Source organism: Xanthomonas albilineans (genome assembly GCF_009931595.1).
Lineage (GTDB): Bacteria > Pseudomonadota > Gammaproteobacteria > Xanthomonadales > Xanthomonadaceae > Xanthomonas_A > Xanthomonas_A albilineans.
In genome coordinates, this window is sequence record NZ_CP046570.1 from 1,808,758 (window position 1) to 1,826,794 (window position 18,037).

Annotated in this window: 19 protein-coding genes and 1 pseudogene; 4 read left to right on the forward strand and 16 right to left on the reverse strand. The window is 60.7% G+C overall.

The features are described from left to right. Window positions 1–27 precede the first annotated feature (27 nt). From trbL to XaFJ1_RS07510, 5 genes are all read right to left on the reverse strand, one after another. Window positions 28–1,473: a P-type conjugative transfer protein TrbL gene (gene trbL, locus XaFJ1_RS07490; protein ID WP_045756862.1), complete on the reverse strand. Its 1,446-nt coding sequence runs from the start codon at window positions 1,471–1,473 to the stop codon at window positions 28–30. Further along, window positions 1,470–1,658, reverse strand: a complete 189-nt coding sequence (locus XaFJ1_RS07495; RefSeq protein ID WP_230598065.1) for a hypothetical protein — start codon at window positions 1,656–1,658, stop codon at window positions 1,470–1,472. Before XaFJ1_RS07495 ends, trbL begins: the two co-directional genes overlap by 4 nt. A gap of 10 nt (window positions 1,659–1,668) precedes the next feature. Beyond that, window positions 1,669–2,442 (reverse strand): P-type conjugative transfer protein TrbJ, encoded by a 774-nt coding sequence (trbJ, locus tag XaFJ1_RS07500; RefSeq protein WP_012916071.1) that lies wholly within the window; start codon window positions 2,440–2,442, stop codon window positions 1,669–1,671. A gap of 556 nt (window positions 2,443–2,998) precedes the next feature. Continuing rightward, window positions 2,999–3,238 (reverse strand): TraK family protein, encoded by a 240-nt coding sequence (locus XaFJ1_RS07505; protein WP_012916072.1) that lies wholly within the window; start codon window positions 3,236–3,238, stop codon window positions 2,999–3,001. A gap of 188 nt (window positions 3,239–3,426) precedes the next feature. Continuing rightward, a complete protein-coding gene (locus XaFJ1_RS07510) occupies window positions 3,427–3,711 on the reverse strand; it encodes a hypothetical protein (protein ID WP_012916073.1) in 285 nt (94 codons plus the stop codon). A 120-nt stretch (window positions 3,712–3,831) separates the two neighbouring features. On the opposite strand from XaFJ1_RS07510, the gene XaFJ1_RS07515 reads away from it, so the two are divergent. Further along, the gene (locus tag XaFJ1_RS07515) at window positions 3,832–4,524 is read left to right on the forward strand and encodes a hypothetical protein (RefSeq protein ID WP_045756866.1); all 693 of its coding nucleotides are present in this window, start codon (window positions 3,832–3,834) and stop codon (window positions 4,522–4,524) included. Between the two features lie 416 nt (window positions 4,525–4,940). Here XaFJ1_RS07515 and repC read toward each other — a convergent pair. From repC to XaFJ1_RS07530, 3 genes and pseudogenes are all read right to left on the reverse strand, one after another. After that, window positions 4,941–5,861 (reverse strand): annotated as a pseudogene (gene repC / locus XaFJ1_RS07520) (replication protein C, IncQ-type). Next, window positions 5,800–6,678, reverse strand: coding sequence for a helicase RepA family protein (locus tag XaFJ1_RS07525; protein ID WP_012916076.1), 879 nt, complete (start codon window positions 6,676–6,678; stop codon window positions 5,800–5,802). Before XaFJ1_RS07525 ends, repC begins: the two are co-directional and overlap by 62 nt. 15 nt (window positions 6,679–6,693) lie before the next feature. After that, entirely contained in the window at window positions 6,694–6,915 is a 222-nt protein-coding gene (locus XaFJ1_RS07530) for a hypothetical protein (protein WP_012916077.1), read from the reverse strand. 90 nt (window positions 6,916–7,005) lie between these two features. Here XaFJ1_RS07530 and XaFJ1_RS07535 point away from each other — a divergent pair, with 90 nt between their 5' ends. Beyond that, entirely contained in the window at window positions 7,006–7,986 is a 981-nt protein-coding gene (locus XaFJ1_RS07535; RefSeq protein WP_012916078.1) for a hypothetical protein, read from the forward strand. A gap of 78 nt (window positions 7,987–8,064) precedes the next feature. Continuing rightward, entirely contained in the window at window positions 8,065–8,325 is a 261-nt protein-coding gene (locus XaFJ1_RS07540; protein WP_012916079.1) for a helix-turn-helix transcriptional regulator, read from the forward strand. A 31-nt stretch (window positions 8,326–8,356) separates the two neighbouring features. Here the strand turns inward: XaFJ1_RS07540 and XaFJ1_RS07545 are convergent, their stop codons facing one another. From XaFJ1_RS07545 to folD, 5 genes are all read right to left on the reverse strand, one after another. After that, window positions 8,357–8,884 carry a GIY-YIG nuclease family protein gene (locus XaFJ1_RS07545; protein WP_155393667.1) on the reverse strand — a complete coding sequence of 176 codons (528 nt, stop codon included), beginning with the start codon at window positions 8,882–8,884 and terminating at the stop codon, window positions 8,357–8,359. A 21-nt stretch (window positions 8,885–8,905) separates the two neighbouring features. After that, window positions 8,906–10,129: a tyrosine-type recombinase/integrase gene (locus tag XaFJ1_RS07550; RefSeq protein WP_012916080.1), complete on the reverse strand. Its 1,224-nt coding sequence runs from the start codon at window positions 10,127–10,129 to the stop codon at window positions 8,906–8,908. Between the two features lie 306 nt (window positions 10,130–10,435). After that, on the reverse strand, window positions 10,436–12,001 hold the full coding sequence (gene guaA, locus XaFJ1_RS07555) for a glutamine-hydrolyzing GMP synthase (protein ID WP_012916081.1): 1,566 nt from the start codon (window positions 11,999–12,001) through the stop codon (window positions 10,436–10,438). Window positions 12,002–12,149: 148 nt separating this feature from the next. Beyond that, entirely contained in the window at window positions 12,150–13,607 is a 1,458-nt protein-coding gene (gene guaB / locus XaFJ1_RS07560) for an IMP dehydrogenase (RefSeq protein WP_012916082.1), read from the reverse strand. A 130-nt stretch (window positions 13,608–13,737) separates the two neighbouring features. Beyond that, a complete protein-coding gene (folD, locus tag XaFJ1_RS07565; protein WP_012916083.1) occupies window positions 13,738–14,628 on the reverse strand; it encodes a bifunctional methylenetetrahydrofolate dehydrogenase/methenyltetrahydrofolate cyclohydrolase FolD in 891 nt (296 codons plus the stop codon). A 51-nt stretch (window positions 14,629–14,679) separates the two neighbouring features. Here folD and XaFJ1_RS07570 point away from each other — a divergent pair, with 51 nt between their 5' ends. Continuing rightward, window positions 14,680–14,976: a DUF1244 domain-containing protein gene (locus XaFJ1_RS07570; RefSeq protein WP_012916084.1), complete on the forward strand. Its 297-nt coding sequence runs from the start codon at window positions 14,680–14,682 to the stop codon at window positions 14,974–14,976. A gap of 51 nt (window positions 14,977–15,027) precedes the next feature. On the opposite strand, the gene moeB is transcribed toward XaFJ1_RS07570, so the two are convergent. From moeB to mobA, 3 genes are read right to left on the reverse strand one after another with little or no spacing between them, the layout of a single operon-like run. After that, a complete protein-coding gene (gene moeB, locus XaFJ1_RS07575) occupies window positions 15,028–16,164 on the reverse strand; it encodes a molybdopterin-synthase adenylyltransferase MoeB (protein WP_012916085.1) in 1,137 nt (378 codons plus the stop codon). Between the two features lie 50 nt (window positions 16,165–16,214). Continuing rightward, window positions 16,215–17,432, reverse strand: a complete 1,218-nt coding sequence (locus XaFJ1_RS07580; RefSeq protein WP_012916086.1) for a molybdopterin molybdotransferase MoeA — start codon at window positions 17,430–17,432, stop codon at window positions 16,215–16,217. Next, window positions 17,429–18,034: a molybdenum cofactor guanylyltransferase gene (gene mobA, locus XaFJ1_RS07585; protein WP_012916087.1), complete on the reverse strand. Its 606-nt coding sequence runs from the start codon at window positions 18,032–18,034 to the stop codon at window positions 17,429–17,431. Before mobA ends, XaFJ1_RS07580 begins: the two co-directional genes overlap by 4 nt. Between the last annotated feature and the right edge of the window lie 3 nt (window positions 18,035–18,037).

Sequence of the window (18,037 nt, forward strand, 5' to 3'; positions counted from 1 at the left end):
GTTGCCGCCGGCCGGTGCGATTCCGGTTCAGGCGTCGTCTTGCACCGGACGTTTGTTGACGAAGGCCGCCACTTCATCGTTGGTCGGCTCAACCCGATCTGTGGCCGAACCCAGGCTATCGCCTGCGAAGCTCCCTTGACCCGCGTCCGACGCCCCGCTATTGCGAATCGTTGATGCGATCTTGCCGCCCGTGGTGTCTGCGATTCGGTCATTCGCGAACGCGGCCATGCTTCCGGCCTTATCCTTCGCAACTTGGCCCGCACCCTTCGCCAAATTAGCGCCCATGTCGGCCGCGAATCGACCGGCCGTGCCCATCGCAGAGGCGAAGCCACCGCTGCCGCCAGAACCACCAGGCGAAGCACCACCCGAACAACCGCCGACGCTGCCCGAGCCGCCATCGCTGCTACCGCCACGGGAGAACATGCCGGTGCCGTCCGCCATGTTTTGTTGCGCGGACTGGAACGCGGCCTTGAGAGCAGAGGTTCCGCCCGCCGCGCTGGTTACGCCTACCATCGCGGTCGAGCCCGCCGAGGCTGCCGCGCTTGCCGTCATAGCGGCTGCGGCCATTACAGAACCAACCCCTACACCGCCAACGGAGCCAGCGCCGCCGACCCCGACAATGCCCGCTATCCTCGGTGGTACCTTGTTCGTCAAATACATCAGTACGAACGCGGCGATAAGCATGATCGCCATTTCCTTGAGGTCGATTCCGGCTCTCATGCTGGCGTAGTACTCGTTGATAAACGTCTTTCCGATACCAATGAGCAGCAGCATTACCATCATTTCGGCCCCGATTGCCAACACATGCTTGTAGTAGCTGATCGCGATATCTGACGTCCAACGCGCCCCACCGAAGCCCAGAAAGAACACCCCGCCGTAGATCATGATCCAGGCTGACACAAAGACTAGGAGCAAGTTCACGCCGACAATCACAAGAACGGTCATTACGACCAACGCCATGAGAAGCCCTACCACGCTGTCCGTGGGCGACCAGACCGACGACTGATCGAGCGTCTTGGTAAAGATGTCGTAGCCGATTTGCACGATACCTCCTGGCGTAAAGTCGGTTGACTGACCAATGGCCTTCGCGCCGATCATCCACATCGACTTGACGATGGAATCGGCAATTTCAGACCCGTTGGACAGAATCCACCAGAAGAAGCCGAGCACCGCGAAGAAGCGAACGATTTCAGCCAGTGCCTCCTGAATGCCGCCATTTTTCAACGCCAGCATCCCGAACGTCCATACCATGCTGATCAGCGCGAGGCCCCAAAACAACCACGATGCGTAGCTCACCATGACGCTGCCCCACGCGCTGGCCGCAGCCTGGTATTTCCCCATCACCGAATCGACCACGTCGGCATTCATCGGCGCGGCCGTCACGGTTGTCGAGTACATGACGGCCATCAAGCCGAGCATAGAGAGCTTGCCGCCGCTGGAAAATATCATTTTCATAGTGCGGTTCTCAGTCATTGATCTTTCTTCTGTGGTTGTGACGGTGTATCACCCCATGTCCAGTTCTTTGGCGAGGGGGTGACGATGTTGCTGCCATCACGCAGTTGTTTCGCTGCGGCAGTCTGCTTGGCCTCAATCTGAGTGCTTCTTTCGTTGCAGCCGGCAAGGACTGCGATCAGGGAGAGCACGATAGTGAATTTCATCATCGCCTCCTTATTCAAAGGTCCAGTTCTTCGGCGTCGAGTTGGTGATGTTGCTGCCGTCACGAAGCTGCTTGGCCGATGCCGCCTGCTGCGCCTCTCGATCTGCAATCACCTGCGCGCGGGTCGCGGCTGCCGTTGCCTGCGCGGCCAGCATGCCCCGGATTTGCAGGAGCTGGTTCGTCTGCGCGCTAGCGAGCTGGTTCGCCGCCTGTAATGCCTGCATTTGGCCCTGCGCGCCCGTTGCTTGCGACTGCAACTGGCGAAGATTCGCGGCGTCTGTCACTAGTGCTTGTTGTTGTTGATCGACGCCTTGCAACACGGCATCGTTCGCCCTTTTCTGTGCCGCCGAGCCGTTGGCCTGCGCATCAAGCAAGACTTGCCGCTGCGCATCTGTGCACCCCGTCGCGGTGAAGCACGGCGACGAGCGGTAATAGGCTACGTCCTGGTAACGCGACAAATAGCTATCGATGCTTCCGGCCTGGTTCTTGTAGTAGTTCAGCATGTCCTGCGCTTGCAGGAGCTTGCTGATGGTCTGGTTTGCCTGGTCCCACACGTAGGCAGCCGGCGCGACCGTGTTTTGCAGCATGTTCTGGTACTGCTGCAACTGCGTCTCGTACTGCTGAATCTGTTTTGCCACGGCAGCGACGTTTTGCATGGCACTGATCGTCGTTTGCACAACGTTCGTCGCGTCGATCACCGGAATGCCGGCCTGCGTCGACGGCGAAACTGCGCAGGCGACCGCGAGTGCAAGCATGATCGTTTTAGCTGCTAAAATTCTCTTCATGACGGTACTCCTTTGATGCATGGCCTTAAGGGTCATCGAGTAGCTTCGCCAGGACAGCTATCGATAATTGACCAGAGCGACACCGAAGCCCGGCCCTTTGGTGTCATGTCACGGTGTCAAGAAATGGCGCGGCTCCCGCGCCGCTCAATCTCCTTACCTCCCTTGCTTGAACCGCTGCCCGCTCGGCGGCAGACAGTACACCTTGATAGGTGGACTGCCCTTGCGCGTCACCTTGTCTTGCATCGTTTCTCCTATGAGCGGCGGTAGCCGCTGGCCTCGCAGAGCAGGATTCCCGTTGAGCGCAAAAGGCGCGAATAAGGGAAAGTGAAGAAGGAACACTGGCTTGCCGGTGGGCCTACTTCACATATCCTGCCCGGTATACCACCGCTTCCGAAACGAAGCAGGACCTTCCTGTGATTGACAAGTCGCTGTTGATTTTCCATTCCACTCTCGGTCAGTCGAAAGAACAACGTTCGAATGCTGCATTGGTCGAGAAAATACATGTTTTGTTCGACTCCAGGAAGTTGATGGTTGAATGCAGCAAGGTTGCTGAGTACTACCGAACCACTTCCTGCTTGCGCGTCAGTTCGTTGGCATATCTGCGGAAAGTCGGGTAGCTGTAGCGGATGTGTCCTTCTTCCACCAATGCCTCCCAGATGCTCATCAGCGAATGCCCATCATTGATGGATGCTTGAACTTCTGTCCGCACGAGCAGAAACGCAGCTCGATTTCTTGCATTCCTTCCAATGGCCTGCCTCAAGGCGCGCTCGGCGATTCGTTCTGATAGAGATTTCATGGAATCAAACCTCGTAACTGTGCGAAAACAGCACCTGATCCAAGTTGGCGCACTCCCAACTTCCTGGGCGGCTAATCACCATACCTGCGTCTTCAGCAAGCATTGCAAGCAACTTGGAGGGCGTCAGATCGCCGTGACTCGTGACGCCTTCCCGTGGCTTGTTCGATTGAGTACAGCTAGTCGCTAGCTCACGAAAATTCGCCGCTTTCATGTCCAATATATCTATCGAAATTCGCTTCTTCATATAGGCCTCCTTGTGCTCCGCTGCCGGTATCAAACAGGCGTGCAACCGCCTCGGTGGGGAAATACATGCGACGGCCGACATAAACCTTCCGAGCATTGAGATGCCGCGCCCAATCGCTCTTTGAATTGATCAGCGCCATTCGCAAGCCTTCCGGCTTTCGGCTCAACGTCGTAGCCAGTTGCTCCAAAGTCATGACCACCCCGTACCGCTCTTTCAAGATTTCGAACATTGAATTCACACAATTGGCTTGAATCCGATTGATTAATTTTGTTGCGTGAATTCTTGGGAAATTTCGCCTAGAATTACAGTACAAATAATCAGGCGTTTTCTTACTAGGACTTGAAGACCTATGGCGCGACCTGTACGCAGTGACTTGGAAAAAAGGCAAGGGGGAATGCGTGCGGCGGCGTTACTGCATGTGCTCGCCGCTCGTATGGGAGCAAAGAATCCACATCAGTTCGCAGCGTGTTTTGACGACAATGTCGGCATGCTGACGCAGCAGTCCGGAAAATGGCGATCCAGCTTCAGTGGCGAGAAACCGCTGTCGGCGCAGCAAATAAAGCTGCTCACGCGCCTTCATACCGATGCTCACGCTCTGCATGAAAATGGCCCGGCAGGACTATGGAAAGCGATGTGGGGACCAGTGGCCGAATTGCAGTCGATACTTTCCGGCGAACTGAAGGAATGGCGGACGCTTGATGTGGTTCTCGCCGAATTCGAGGCCGATCTGCTGCTGGCCGAATACGATCACTCGCCCCTAACACTTGAGCACATGGTGAAAGCGATCGCCTTGTACCGAATGCATCAGGAAGTCGAAGCCATCGTCCCACTTGGTCTCGACGGCAACGGAATTTGCAGGTGTCTGCGGCTTTGTCTGGACAACGATCAGGTACAGCAAGAGCTATTCCGTCTTGGCGTCCTACACGCCCTCAACACCGAATTGACGAGCTGGATTGTCTCGCGGCCAGACATGGAGGTGGCATGGGCGTCCGCAGAGGCGCGGTGGAGTGCCATCGCGCAACGACTGGATTGGGTCAATTGAGCCGAACGGAAATTTTAGCGGCTAAAAAGAAGCGTCACTTTGGCTTCGGTAGTTCCGCGCAGGCGACGCCTCGCATCGAAGCTCTTCGAGCCGTCCAGACCTGAAGGATTGAACTCCAAGAGGGGTATGGAGCCGGATCATGATCCCTCATCTGTCAACGAAATGCGTTGAGCAACTACACTTCGATAGCACTGGTGGGCACTGACCACCCAACGCGACACAAGAAGCGACCATTCTCCTGGCGTACAACACAACGGCCGAAGGCCGACCATCGGCAAGATGCTTGGCGTCGCCCTAAAGGGCGGCGGCAAGTGCCGCGCCTAGTGGATGATCTTGGAAGATCATGGATGGAATTTGCGAACTAGCCGCAAGCTCGCGCCGTTGCTATGTTTTCCGGTTTGAGGCGGGGAACGTTGCTACGGATGAAAGGGAACATTGCTACGGAGCTTGGGGAACGTTACTACGGGCTTCGGCCTGCCAATTTCCCACTTCCCTGCCGCATACTCGCTGACCCTCCAGCCCACGGTGGCAAGCTCGGTCAGAGCCTTGCGGGCCTTATGGCGGCGCTTCTTCATGGCCTCGGCGTTCGCCTCGTCCGGCCAGACGTAGCCAGAAAGGGTATCGAGTTCCACACGCCCGGCTTTGCCGGGATCGATCCAGCCGCATAGCCGTTAGTGAATCAGGCGGGCCGGGTCGGTTTGTAGCGCCCGCACCTCGGCCATCTCAATGCGGGTATACGGGCGCCGCCCAAGAATCGCCTCCGCGATCTGGGGATTCAGCGCGACGAATAACCGCCCGTCCTCCTCGTCGAAGGCATAGCTCATCAGGTGAAAAGACCTTTGCCTGCTTCCCTTGGTGACTACCACCGTCACGTTTGCCATGCGCAGCAAGCTCGCCTTGATCGCCCGGATATTGTCTCCGCCATCGGTCAAGCCGATTTCGCCTAGCAGGCTACTCATACTCTCTCTCACGACCAGCGCATCATGCCCTACCGCGTCGAACTTCGGCGCAAGGAATAGACGGAGCTGCTTCGGTAAGCCCGCTGTTGGCTCTGGCGTCAGGATGATGCCCTTCGGCCCTCCAAGAGCCACAAGACCTTGCAGCAGCCGCATGTCATCAGCACCAAGAGGCTCGAAGCCGACAAATCGCGCTTGTTCATTCTCGGCGTAGTGATATGTCACATCGAGCTTGAGCTTCTTCCGCTCACCGCGCTTGAGACTACGGAACAGGCCAGGGACCAAGCAGTGCATTGGATCGTGCCTGGCATGGGTGAGGTCAAAAGCCATCGCTTCGCCTCCGGCCATCGCGTCCCTTCTCCTCATTCCTGCTGGCCTCATGCAGCTCCACCGGCACCAGCACGCCGCCGGCGTGCCGCATGTACCAGCGATCAAGCGGCGTGGCGTCGTAGTTCTGCTTGCTGACGCCGAAACGCACGAAGTAGCCGCGCCGCTCATCGCCGATGGGCTGCCGGTCATGAGCGCGTTCGCTGAGGCGCTTCGCCTCATCCTCAGTCATGCGGGCGACGTAACCGCACCACCTGGCGTTGTCGATCAGCGCGGACGCGCCACGCGCAGCCTGCTGCTGGTCGGTCTGCCCTTCGCGGGCGCTTCCCTTGCTGACGTGGTGCAGGTAGAGCACGGATGCGCCCGTGGTAGCAGCGACCTGCTCCAGGACGGCCACGAGGTGGGCCATATTGCCGTTGCTGTTCTCATCGAGGGCGTGGATGCGGCTCAGGGTGTCCAGCACGATCAGCCTCGCCCCGGCGCTGTACTCGATGACGCGGCGCAAGTGAGCCTCATCCATGACGTTCAGGCACTTGCCCATGATCGGCTCAAGCGCAAGGTTCTCTGCGATGGCTTGGCGTGCCGCGTGTCCGAGGTGCTGGCCGATGGCGTGAATGCGCCGCACAAGCGCGGGTGGTGGATCCTCCCCAGCCAGATAGACCACGCGCCCCGTGCGCACAGGTGCCAGGCCGATAAGGTCGCCACCAGCGACGCCACAAGCGATGCTCATGGCCGCCTCTAGTGCCCAAAAGCTTTTCCCTGTGGCTCCCGGAGCGACAAGTGCGCCGACAGTGCCCGCGAGGAAGCCGGGCCATATGAAGTCCAATATCGGCGGTTCGTGCTCAAACGCCGCCAGTACATCAATCATCATGACGCTGATCCCCGCTCAATACAGGGACTCGTCGCTCAACGCTTTGGCAATCTGTGACGTTCGAAAGTAGACCCGCCGGCCGATCTTCAAACGAGCCTTGTTGATCCGCTGCGACCACTCGTTCGTCGCACGCAGACTGATCCGCAGTCCATCAGGCGAGCGATGCAGGACAGAGGCGAGCTGCGCGATGCTTAGCAGCGGACCGAAGCGTTGCAACAGCGTGTCTTCCATCGTCATTGCGTAAACCTCCGTAATCAATCGAACTATTACGGAGGCTAGGGGTTTTATGGGTTGCCTACACCTTATTAATTTTCCAAAATAGTTGACATGGAAAAAGAGCCCATCATCACCATCTGGAAGAGCTGCGATAACACAGTCTCGCAGGCTATCGAGCAGTTCCAGCATCGTTGGCGGCCGTACTCCTCATCCTCGCGCCGTTACCCCATCGTGCGATTGATACAGGAACTGATCGATCCCGCCGTGGCGGCGTATATAGCGACCCTTCCGGCGCGCTATTCGGGCCACGTCCCTGGAGCCGGCACAGGGGTAGGCTTCAGTGCGATCATTCGATTAGTAGGACTTGATGCGATGGTTCGCTTGCAGCGGCAGCTACTGCGCGCGTTCGTTCTCACCGAAGATCGACAATCAGCAAGAGATCAGCGCTTTGTCGCAACGCTGGAATCGCTTATCGAGCTGGTATGGGATTGCGCATCCAAACGGCCCGCGAAGTCAAAGGTGCGTGACAGTCGCCTGAATGGCGAACGCCTCCAGGGGTTCTGCCGATTCTGCGGATCACTTACCGAACTGACCTCATTCGCCTGCGGAAGTGATGATCCCAAAGCTGACGACCCAGAGGAAATACTTCGACTGAGTAGCCTGTACTGCTTGGACCATCGGCCTAAATTACCGAGCGGCGCATGGAACCCTGCATATAGACAAGCAACGCGATCACTAGCGCAATTTGACCTTGAGCTGGCAAGGCTTAGCCAGCAGTGCGCAAAGCCAGCCACTCCCCAAGTGAAGTCGGGCGATCAGCTTGTCGACAGCTACTTCTTCCACTACGTCGCTGGCCAAACTTTACGGCCGGCAGACAATGCCGAATTACGCAATCTAGCGCGGCGGATGGTGGACTCGAAGTTATCGGATCGCAAGAAGCAGATGCTGATGCTCCGGTGGTCTGGACTCAATCATTCGGAGATTGCGAGAAAGCTTGGCGTGGAACGTCAAGCAATATCGAAGGCGATGGCATCAATCTCCGCGATGTTTCACTTGATCTCAAAGCAACGCTCTAGGCGTCAATCTAATTGACCAATTAATAGGACGAAACAATCCGCATTGCCAAGCATCATCAGGCACTAGCTCGCAAGTACTGAAAGAGGCCCAGGCATGCAGACAACGACAAACAAGACGCTCATCAACCGCAAGAAGCTACTGGCGATGATCCCGCTGTCTGAGCGCACGATTTTCAACATGGAGCAACGCGAGGAGTTCCCGCGTCGCATCGCACTCACTAGCCGAAACGTCGCGTGGGACTTGGCCGAAGTTGAGGAATGGATTGAGGCGCGCAAGTCATCTGGCACCCAGGCTATGCGTCCCGGTTTTGCACCGGCGGTCGCGGCAGGCAGCGTTGCTGCTTTCAGCGGCTAAAATGCTGCGTCCCTCAAGTATCAATGAAACCCTACTGCTGGGGTTCGGCGGCCAGCTTGCCAGCCCGCGAAAAAAACGGATCAGACAAATCTCGCAACATGTCAGCAATCTTCGTTGAACATGCCTCTTGCGCGTTTTCAATCGGATCGCTGCCCTTTCGAATAGGCAATTGAATTCTTAAAAACTGAAACTCATGTCGATGCAGCATGACTTCGAACTCCGAGCCCACGAAATCCGGCATATCCAAAAGCTCTTCGTGGGTGAACCCGCCTTCGTTTATTCTCGAAAGCACGGCATCAAGTGTTGCAAAAAATCTCTTCGTTCCCACGTACAACTCCGCACGAAGGCGTTCTGGTTCCAAGAGTGCATGCAGAAGCTTTTCTAGGCCCATAACCTCTTCACGGTACGCGGATCGCACAACGAAAGCGTGCGTAATCGGGTGCGGGCATCCAGTTTGGATATTTGATAGGCGACGTTGAATGCTTGATGTCAAACCAATCTTTACGTAAATCTTGCTTTCACTTCGGCAGGCAATCAAATAAACATAGTGCACGTCCATTGGCATGGCTCCCTTAGCAGTCTAACGACTGACTTCAACTGGCGGACCCTTCGGCCGATTCAACGTCCATTCGTCGATCATGTCCGCCCAGTCCTGCAACATCGCCGTTCGCTGCTCGCGGTACTCGGCCTTGTTGTAGACGGCCCTGACGCCTCGCTGCTCGTGCGCCAAGCACTTCTCAATCCAGTCCGTGTTGTAGCCGGCCTCATGTAGTAGCGTGCTTGCCGTGCGCCGCAAGTCATGTGGCCCGAACTTGATGAGCGGCTTCCCTTCCTTCTGCGCCAGCCGATACGTCAGCGTCAGCACCTGGTTGAGCGTGGCGCTACTCATGGGTAAGTCCGAGTCGTACCGCGACGGCAGCACGTAGTCCGAGCCGCCAGCAAAGGTCTTGAGGGCAATGAAAATGTCCAGCGCCTGCCTGGATAGGAACACCAGATGCGGATTGCGCCGCTTCATCCGCTCCTTCGGGATCGTCCAAAGCGCCTCGCTGAAGTTGATCTCACTCCAGGTCGCGTTGGTCAGCTCGCTCTTGCGCACCATAGTCAGCAGCAGCAACTTGGCGGCCGCGCGGATAGATGGCGTCGTGCCGATGCGTTCCATGTACTGGTACATCAGGCCGATCTCGTCAGGCGTCAGCGCTCGGTCGCGCGGCTCGAACTTGGCGATGCTGGTGGGGCGCACCAACTCGGCCGGATTCTCGACCTTCTGGCCTCGCTCGATGGCCCAGCGGTAGACCTGGAGCACCACTTCGCGGGCATGCACGGCCGTGGCCGGCGCACCGCGCTCCACGATGGCATCGGTGAGGGCGCGCAAGTCCTCGTGGGTGATCTCCACCAGCTTCTGATTGCCGAATTTCGGCTTCAGCTCGCGCTCGTAGACCGAGCGGCGCATGTCACGTGTGGAGTCGGCCATCTGATAGCCTCGCAGCCACTTTTCCGCCCAGGCCCCGAACGTCTCCGCGCCCTTGACGCGGGCCTTGTCCCGCGCCTTCTCCTTGGCCGGCGACTTCCCGGCCGCGATCATCTTCTTGGCCTCGCCCAGCCGCTCACGGGCTTCCGCAAGGGTGATGCCGCCAACACCGTAGCGACCGAAGGTGATGGTCTCCTGGCGACCGTGGATCGAGTAGTTGTAGCGGAACGAGATCGCCCCGGCAGGCGTGACGGCCACATAGAGGCCATCGCGGTCGTTTTCCTTGTAGAGCTTGTCCCTCGGCTTGAGGTTACGCAGCTTGGTATCGGTCAGCATGGTTCTCGCCCTGGTTCGGCTCAGATACCATGACCTAGAGTTAGCCCATCCTGGCGTAAAAACTCAATGAAATCATTGCACTACGCCAAATCAATACCATGAACATTAGAAAGATGGCTACATGGTATCGATGGAATCTCATGGCATCGAAGCACTCAATGCCATTCATCATGCCATGAAAAAACGGTACTTGGCGATACCAAATATTGCCAGCCAGTGCCAAACAAGATCACAAAAAAGCCTGCAGTGACGCGGACTTAGCTATGTTCTAGTGCTACTCGATGCCAGCCGATGCCAGACGCCGAATCATTCCCACTCGATCGTTGCCGGAGGCTTTCCAGAGATGTCGTAGACCACCCGCGAGACACCACGTAATTCGTTGATGATGCGGTTGCTCACCGTACCCAGGAAGTCGTACGGCAGGTGCGCCCAGTGCGCGGTCATGAAATCGATCGTCTCCACCGCACGCAGCGCAATCACCCATTCGTAGGCGCGGGCGTCGCCGACGACGCCCACCGATTTCACCGGCAAAAAGACCGCGAAAGCCTGGCTGGTCTTGTCGTATAGATCGGCTTTGCGTAGTTCGTCGATGAAAATGGCGTCGGCCTTGGCCAGCAGTTCGGCGTATTCCGGCTTCACTTCGCCAAGGATGCGCACGCCCAGACCAGGGCCGGGAAACGGATGGCGGTAAACCATGGTGCGCGGCAAACCGAGCTCGACGCCCAGACGCCGCACTTCGTCCTTGAACAGTTCGCGCAGCGGCTCGACCAGGCCCAGCTTCATATGCTCGGGCAAACCACCGACGTTGTGGTGGCTCTTGATGACGTGGGCCTTGCCGGTCTTGCTGCCGGCCGACTCGATCACATCCGGGTAGATGGTGCCCTGTGCCAGCCACCTGGCGTTGTGCAGCTTGTTCGATTCTTCATCGAATATGTCCACGAACAGGTTGCCGATGACCTTGCGTTTGGCTTCCGGATCACTGATGCCAGCCAATGCGTTGAAGTAACGCTCGGCAGCATTGACGCGAATCACTTTGACGCCCATGTGCTCGGCGAACATGGCCATCACCTGGTCGCCTTCCTGCCAGCGCAACAGGCCGGTATCGACGAAGACGCAGGTGAGCTTATCGCCGATGGCCTTGTGCAGCAGTGCGGCGACCACGGAGGAATCGACACCACCGGATAGGCCGAGGATCACCTCGTCGTCGCCGACTTGCGCACGCACTCGCGCGATCTGATCGTCGATGATGTTGGCCGCCGTCCACAGCGTCGCGCAGCCGCATACATCCACCGCGAAGCGACGCAGCAGGGTTTGGCCCTGCAGGGTGTGAGTGACCTCTGGATGGAACTGCACGCCGTACCAGCGTTTGGCTTCGTTGGCCATGGCCGCGACCGGGATGCGGTCGGTCACGGCGCTGATGGTGAAGCCTGGCGGCACCTTGGCGACGTGGTCGCCGTGGCTCATCCAGACGTTCAGACGCGCGCTGCCTGGGTGATCGGTCAGGCCGGAAAACAAGGCGTCGGGCGCGACCACGTCCACTTCTGCATGACCGAACTCGCGCTGATCGGCGGCTTCGGTGGCACCACCAAGTTGCGCGGCCATTGTCTGCATGCCATAGCAGATGCCCAGCAGCGGCAAGCCGCTGTCGAACACCTCCTGCGGCGCAGCCGGTGCGCCCGGCAAGGTGGTCGACTCAGGGCCACCTGAAAGGATGATGCCCTTGGCACCGAAGCCGACGATTTCGGCGGGGTCATGATCCCAAGCCCAGATCTCGCAATACACGCCGAGTTCGCGGATGCGTCGTGCGATCAGTTGCGTGTACTGCGCGCCGAAATCGAGGATAAGGATCTTGTCGCTGTGGATGTTGGTCATCGGGACTCGGGATGTAGGATGCGGGACTCGGGCTCCTGCGATCCGCTAGCGCTGTGACGATGAAAAAAACGGCGAGGAGAAATCGCTTCCTGCCTCGCCGTTCGACGGCTATGCCTCGTCTCGAGTTCCGAGTCCCGAGTCGCGGCGCTTAGCCCATGCGGTAGTTCGGCGGTTCCTTGGTGATCTGTACGTCATGGACATGACTCTCGCGCTGGCCGGCACCGGTGATGGTGACGAACTGGGGCTTGGCACGCATGTCCTCGATGGTCGCACAGCCCACATATCCCATGGTCGCGCGCAGACCGCCGACCAGTTGGTGGATGATGCCGCTGAGCGGGCCGCGGTACGGCACGCGCCCTTCGATGCCTTCCGGCACCAGCTTGTCGGCATCGGAAGCGTCCTGGAAGTAGCGGTCCTTACTACCCTTCTCCATCGCGCCCAGGCTGCCCATGCCGCGGTAGCTCTTGTAGCTGCGGCCCTGGAATAGTTCAACTTCGCCCGGCGCTTCTTCGGTGCCAGCGAACAGGCCACCGACCATGACCGTGGAGGCGCCTGCCACCAGCGCCTTGCCGATGTCGCCGGAATAACGGATGCCACCGTCGGCGATCAGCGGAATGCGGTCTTGCAACGCCTCGGCGACCATGTCGATCGCGGTGATCTGCGGCACGCCGACACCAGCGACCACGCGCGTAGTGCAGATCGACCCCGGCCCAACACCGACCTTGACCGCGTCGGCGCCGACGTCCATCAACGCCAGCGCGGCGTCGCCGGTGACGATGTTGCCGCCGATCACCTGCAATTGCGGGTAGGTTTTCTTGACCCAGGCCACGCGGTCGATCACGCCCTGCGCGTGGCCGTGCGCGGTATCGACGATGATCACATCCACGCCCGCCGCGGCGAGCAGTTCCACGCGTTGTTCAGTGTCGCCGCCAACGCCCACAGCGGCGCCGACCAGCAGGCGCGTGGACGCATCCTTGGCGGCATTGGGGTTATCGGTCTTCTTCTGGATGTCCTTGACCGTGATCAGGCCGCGCAGTTCGAAGCTGTCGTTGACCACCAAAATCTTCTCGATGCGGTGGCGGTGCAGCAATTGCAGCACTTCCTCGTCGCTGGCGCCTTCGCGCACAGTGATCAGGCGATCCTTCTTGGTCATGATGTGGCGGACCGGATCGTCGAGCTTCTTCTCAAAGCGCATGTCGCGGCTGGTGACAATGCCGACCAGGCCGCTGCCGTCCACCACCGGCACGCCGGAGATGTTGCGCGCGCGGGTCAGTTTCAGCACTTCGCCGATGGTGGTTTCCGGGCCGACGGTGAACGGTTCGGTGATCACGCCAGCTTCGAACTTCTTGACCTTGACCACTTCGGCCGCCTGCTGCGCCGGGGTCAGGTTCTTGTGGATGATGCCGATGCCGCCGAGCTGCGCCATGGCCACCGCAAGACGGTGCTCGGTCACTGTATCCATCGCAGCCGATAGGATCGGCAGTTTCAGGCGCAACTCGCGTGTCAGCCGGGTTTCCAGGCTGACATCCTTGGGCAGGACGGTCGAATGAGAAGGAACGAGCGAAACGTCGTCGTAGGTGAGAGCTTCAGCCTGGATGCGCAGCATCGGCGGACCCGAATGTGGGGAAGCGGGATATTTTAGCCCGAAAGATGATGTGAAGCTATGCGCGCATCCAACAGGATCCGGGACGCGGCGTTTCACCGCGCGCGCCCTTGCCATTGGCATGCACGGCGGCTCAGCGGCGCAAGGCCGCGTCCGCAGCCTCGATGGTGTTCTGCATCAGCGTCGCCACCGTCATCGGCCCCACTCCGCCAGGGACCGGGGTGATCCAACTGGCGCGCTGCGCCGCCGCTTCGAAGCCGACATCGCCGACCAGGCGACCATCGTCCAGGCGGTTGATGCCGACATCGATGACCACCGCACCAGGCTTGACCCAGTCGCCCGGGATCAGCCCCGGCCGGCCCACCGCCACCACCAGGATGTCGGCGTCGCGGACGTGTGTCTGCAGCACGTCGGCCGGGGTGAACTTGTGGCAGCAACTGACCGTGCAACCGGCGATCAGCAGTTCCAGCGCCATCGGCCGGCCAACGTGGTTGCTGACCCCGACGATGGTGGCGTTGCGGCCGCGCACCGGTTGATCGGTGTGCGCCAGCAAGGTGACGATGCCGCGGGGGGTGCAGGGTCGCAGGCCGAATTCGCGCAGTGCCAGGTGGCCAACGTTCTGCGGATGGAAACCGTCCACATCCTTGCGCGGGTCGATACGGTGGATCAGCCGACTCGCATCGGCAATGCCGGGGAGCGGCAGCTGCACCAAAATGCCGTGGATCTTGGGATCGGCGTTGAGCTGATCGATCAACGAAAGCAACTCGGCCTCGCCAGTGCCCGCCGGCAGGTCGTAATCGAACGCCTCGATGCCGACCTTCTCTGCTGCGCGCCGCTTGTTGCGCACGTACACGGTGGAAGCCGGATCGCCGCCGACCAACACCACCGCCAAACCGGGCCTGGGCTGCCCAGCAGCCAACCGGGCGTCGACCCGCGTCTTCAGTTCATCGAGCAAATCTTCGGCGATGCGCCGCCCATCGAGAATGCGGGCCGGAACGGGGGAGACAGGCGCAGAGTCGGTCATCGGGGCGAGCGGGTGTAGAGTCGGGGGACGCCCATTGTCCCCGATTCCATCATGACCGACACCACCCGCATCGAGGCCGCCGCATTCCGTCGCTTGTTGCAGCACCTGAATCAAGACCGCACCGACGTGCAGAATATCGACCTGATGATCCTGGCCGGCTTCTGCCGCAACTGTCTGGCCGACTGGTACCGCGAGGCGGCAGCGACCGAAGGCCAGATCCTGAGCAAGGAGCAGGCACGCGAGCGCGTTTACGGTATGCCGTTCACCGATTGGAAAGCGCAGTATCAGGCCGAGGCGACACCGGAACAACTGGCCGCCTTCGCCGAAGCGCAGCGTCGGCACGGCTGACAGGTCAATCCGGGGCACAGCAAGAAACCGTCGCCAAGTGCGGTGGCGACGTCAGTGCGACGCGCCGCAGAACCGCGCGTAATCGATGTATCCGGGGAAGGGCCGTCCCGGCGCGCATAGCGCACAATGCGGATCGGCCGCCAGGCGGGTCTCGCGGAAGCGCATCGCCAGCACGTCGACATGCAGCAGGCGCCCACTCAGCGGCTCGCCGATGCCAAGCAACAATTTCAGCACCTCGTTGGCCTGCAACAGGCCAACGATACCGGGCAGCACGCCGAGCACGCCGGCCTCGGCGCAGTTGGGCGCGAATTCCGCCGGTGGCGGTTCCGGGAACAGACAACGGTAGCAAGGCGCTAGGCCGCGCTGGCGGCCAGCATCGAACACGCTGACCTGCCCCTCGAAGCGCTGCACCGCGCCATACACCAGCGGCTTGCCCAACTTCACGCAAGCGTCGTTGAGCAGGTAGCGCGCGGGGAAATTGTCCGAGCCATCCAGCACCACGTCCACATCCTGCAACAGGCGTTCGACGTTGTCCGCCGTGACCCGCTCGCGCACCGCTTCCACCTGCACGCCGGGGTTCAGCGCGGCCAACGCCGTTGCCGCCGAGTCCACTTTGGGCTGCCCGATCCGCGCGTCGCTGTGCAGGATCTGCCGTTGCAGATTACTGCGCTCGACCAGGTCATCGTCGGCGATGCGCAGGTGTCCGACGCCGGCCGCCGCCAGATAGACACCGGCCGGGGAGCCCAACCCACCGGCACCGACCAGTAGCACGCGTGCGGCCTGTAGCCGACGCTGACCTTCAATGCCAACCTCGGGCAGACGCAGGTGGCGCGCATAGCGCTCCAGGAAGTCCTGCTGCTCCGGCGGTAGCGCGGGAGGTTGCAGCGGCAGGCCCTCGCGCTGCCAGCCGGTAGTGCCGCCCAGGACCGAGGCGACCTGGGAATAGCCGAGCTGTTGCAAGAACGCAGCGGTTTCCTGCGAACGTCTGCCGCTTTGACAGATCAACAGGATCTCGTTGCCCATGTCGATATAGGCGGCCGGATCGGCTTGCAACTGCGCACGGGGCACACCAAGCGCACCCTCGGCCATGCCCGAGGCATACTCGTGTTCCTCGCGGATATCGATCAGCCGCGCGCCCTGCGCAACGCGCGCATGGGCCTGTAGCGGCGTCAGTTCTCGAATGCTCATGAACCTATTATCGGCGTAAACCGTATCGCCGATGCAGCGGTCTGGAGTGCTCAGTAAGGCACCACCTCGACCACCTCGCCAGCCTCGAAACGACGCGCGCCTTCTTCCAGTCGCAGCAGCACATCGCTGTCGGCCGCCCCCCGCAACCGATGCGAGCCATCGGCCGGATTCGGCTCCACCCACAGTTGTCCGTATGCGTCACAGCGCATGCGCCCACGCAGGAACTCCAGTCGATCGTGACGCTTGTCCCACGCGGCTGCAAGTCGCGCGCGCCAAGCGCGGTGTGGCTCGGCCCGCCGCTGCAACGCGTCCAGTAATGGTCGCCCAATCGCCAAAAACGTCGCCAGCACCGAGACCGGATTGCCGGGCAAGCCCAGGAACAAGGCGTGATCCCATTCGCCGAACAGCACCGGCATGCCCGGGCGCATGCGCACCTTCCAGAAATGGACGCGACCGCGCTCGGCCAGCAGCCGGGGCAGATAGTCCTTCTCGCCGGCGGACACGCCACCGCAGGTCAGCACCACGTCGAATGCCGACGCCGCGTCGGCCAGCATGGCCTGGATACATAGCGGATCGTCCGGCAAAGTCGGCCAGGCTGTGGGTGCCAGGCCGAGCAAGCGCAATTGCGCCATCAACAGGTCGCGGTTGCTGTTATAGATCTGTCCGGGCTGCAACGGCATGCCTGGCTCGACCAGTTCGTCGCCAGTCGCAAACACCGCCACGGTCGGTCGTGCCGCGACGGTAAGCTGGGACACTCCCAACGCCGCTGCCAGGCCGATGCGCGAGGGCGTCAACAGCATGCCGGGCTCAAGCACACGCTCGCCGACGCGTACATCCTCGCCCTGAGCCCTCACGTGCTCGCCACGGGCAGGCATCCCCGTAAACTCCACCAGAGCGTCGTGCTCGACCGCGTTTTCCTTGATGACGACCGTGTCCGCCCCCACCGGCAACGGTGCGCCGGTGGTCACCCGCAGGCACTGTCCGGGAGCAATCGCCTGTTGCCGGTCCGCGCCAGCGAACTGTTCGCCGACCAGACGCAAGGCACTGGGCGCGTCAGGTGTCAGGTCACAATGACGCAACGCGAACCCGTCCATCGCGCTGTTGGCGAACGGCGGCAGATCAATCGACGCATCCAGCGGTTCCAGCAGGATGCGACCATCGGTACGTTGCAGCGCCAGGCGTTCGGCGTTGACCGGGCGCGTGCGCGCGGCGGTAACGACGATGGCCAGCGCATCCGCGTAGGTGATTCGGGTGGGATAGTCGGTCATGACGTCGGCAGGATACCCGCTGCGGACAAATCCTGGGGCGTGTTCAGATTGCCCAGAACAAGATCAGGCAACCGCAGCGGAACCATGTCCAGGCCTTGTTGTAGCCGCCACGGCGCATAGACCGCCGCCGCCAGCGCCGCGTCCAGTGCGGGTCGCAACGCGGCGAGTCGGTACAACGCCACCAGCGGCTGCACGCCGGCCGCATCCTCAAGCCAAGCACCATCACCGGCCACGCCCACCGCGGCCAACAGCGCCGGCAATGCCGGTGGTAGCTGACACGCATCCACCGGCACGGTCAGCAGCCAGGGCGTGAAACAGGCGGCCGCCAAGGCATCCACGCCGGCGATCGGCCCCAGCGAACGCGGTGCCTGGGCAGGTGCCTGGATTCGGTCCGGCACCGCCCGCAAACCGATGGCGGCGTAACGCGACAGATCGCGATTGGCACTGACCAGCACCGCCGCCACTGTCGGCGCTAGTGTCTGTGCAAGACGCTGTACTAACGGCTGACCGTCGTACTGTAGCCAGGCTTTATCGAGGCCGCCCAGGCGTTGCGCGCGGCCACCGGCCAAGATGCCGAGGGTGATCGCACGCCGTGGGTCCATCGC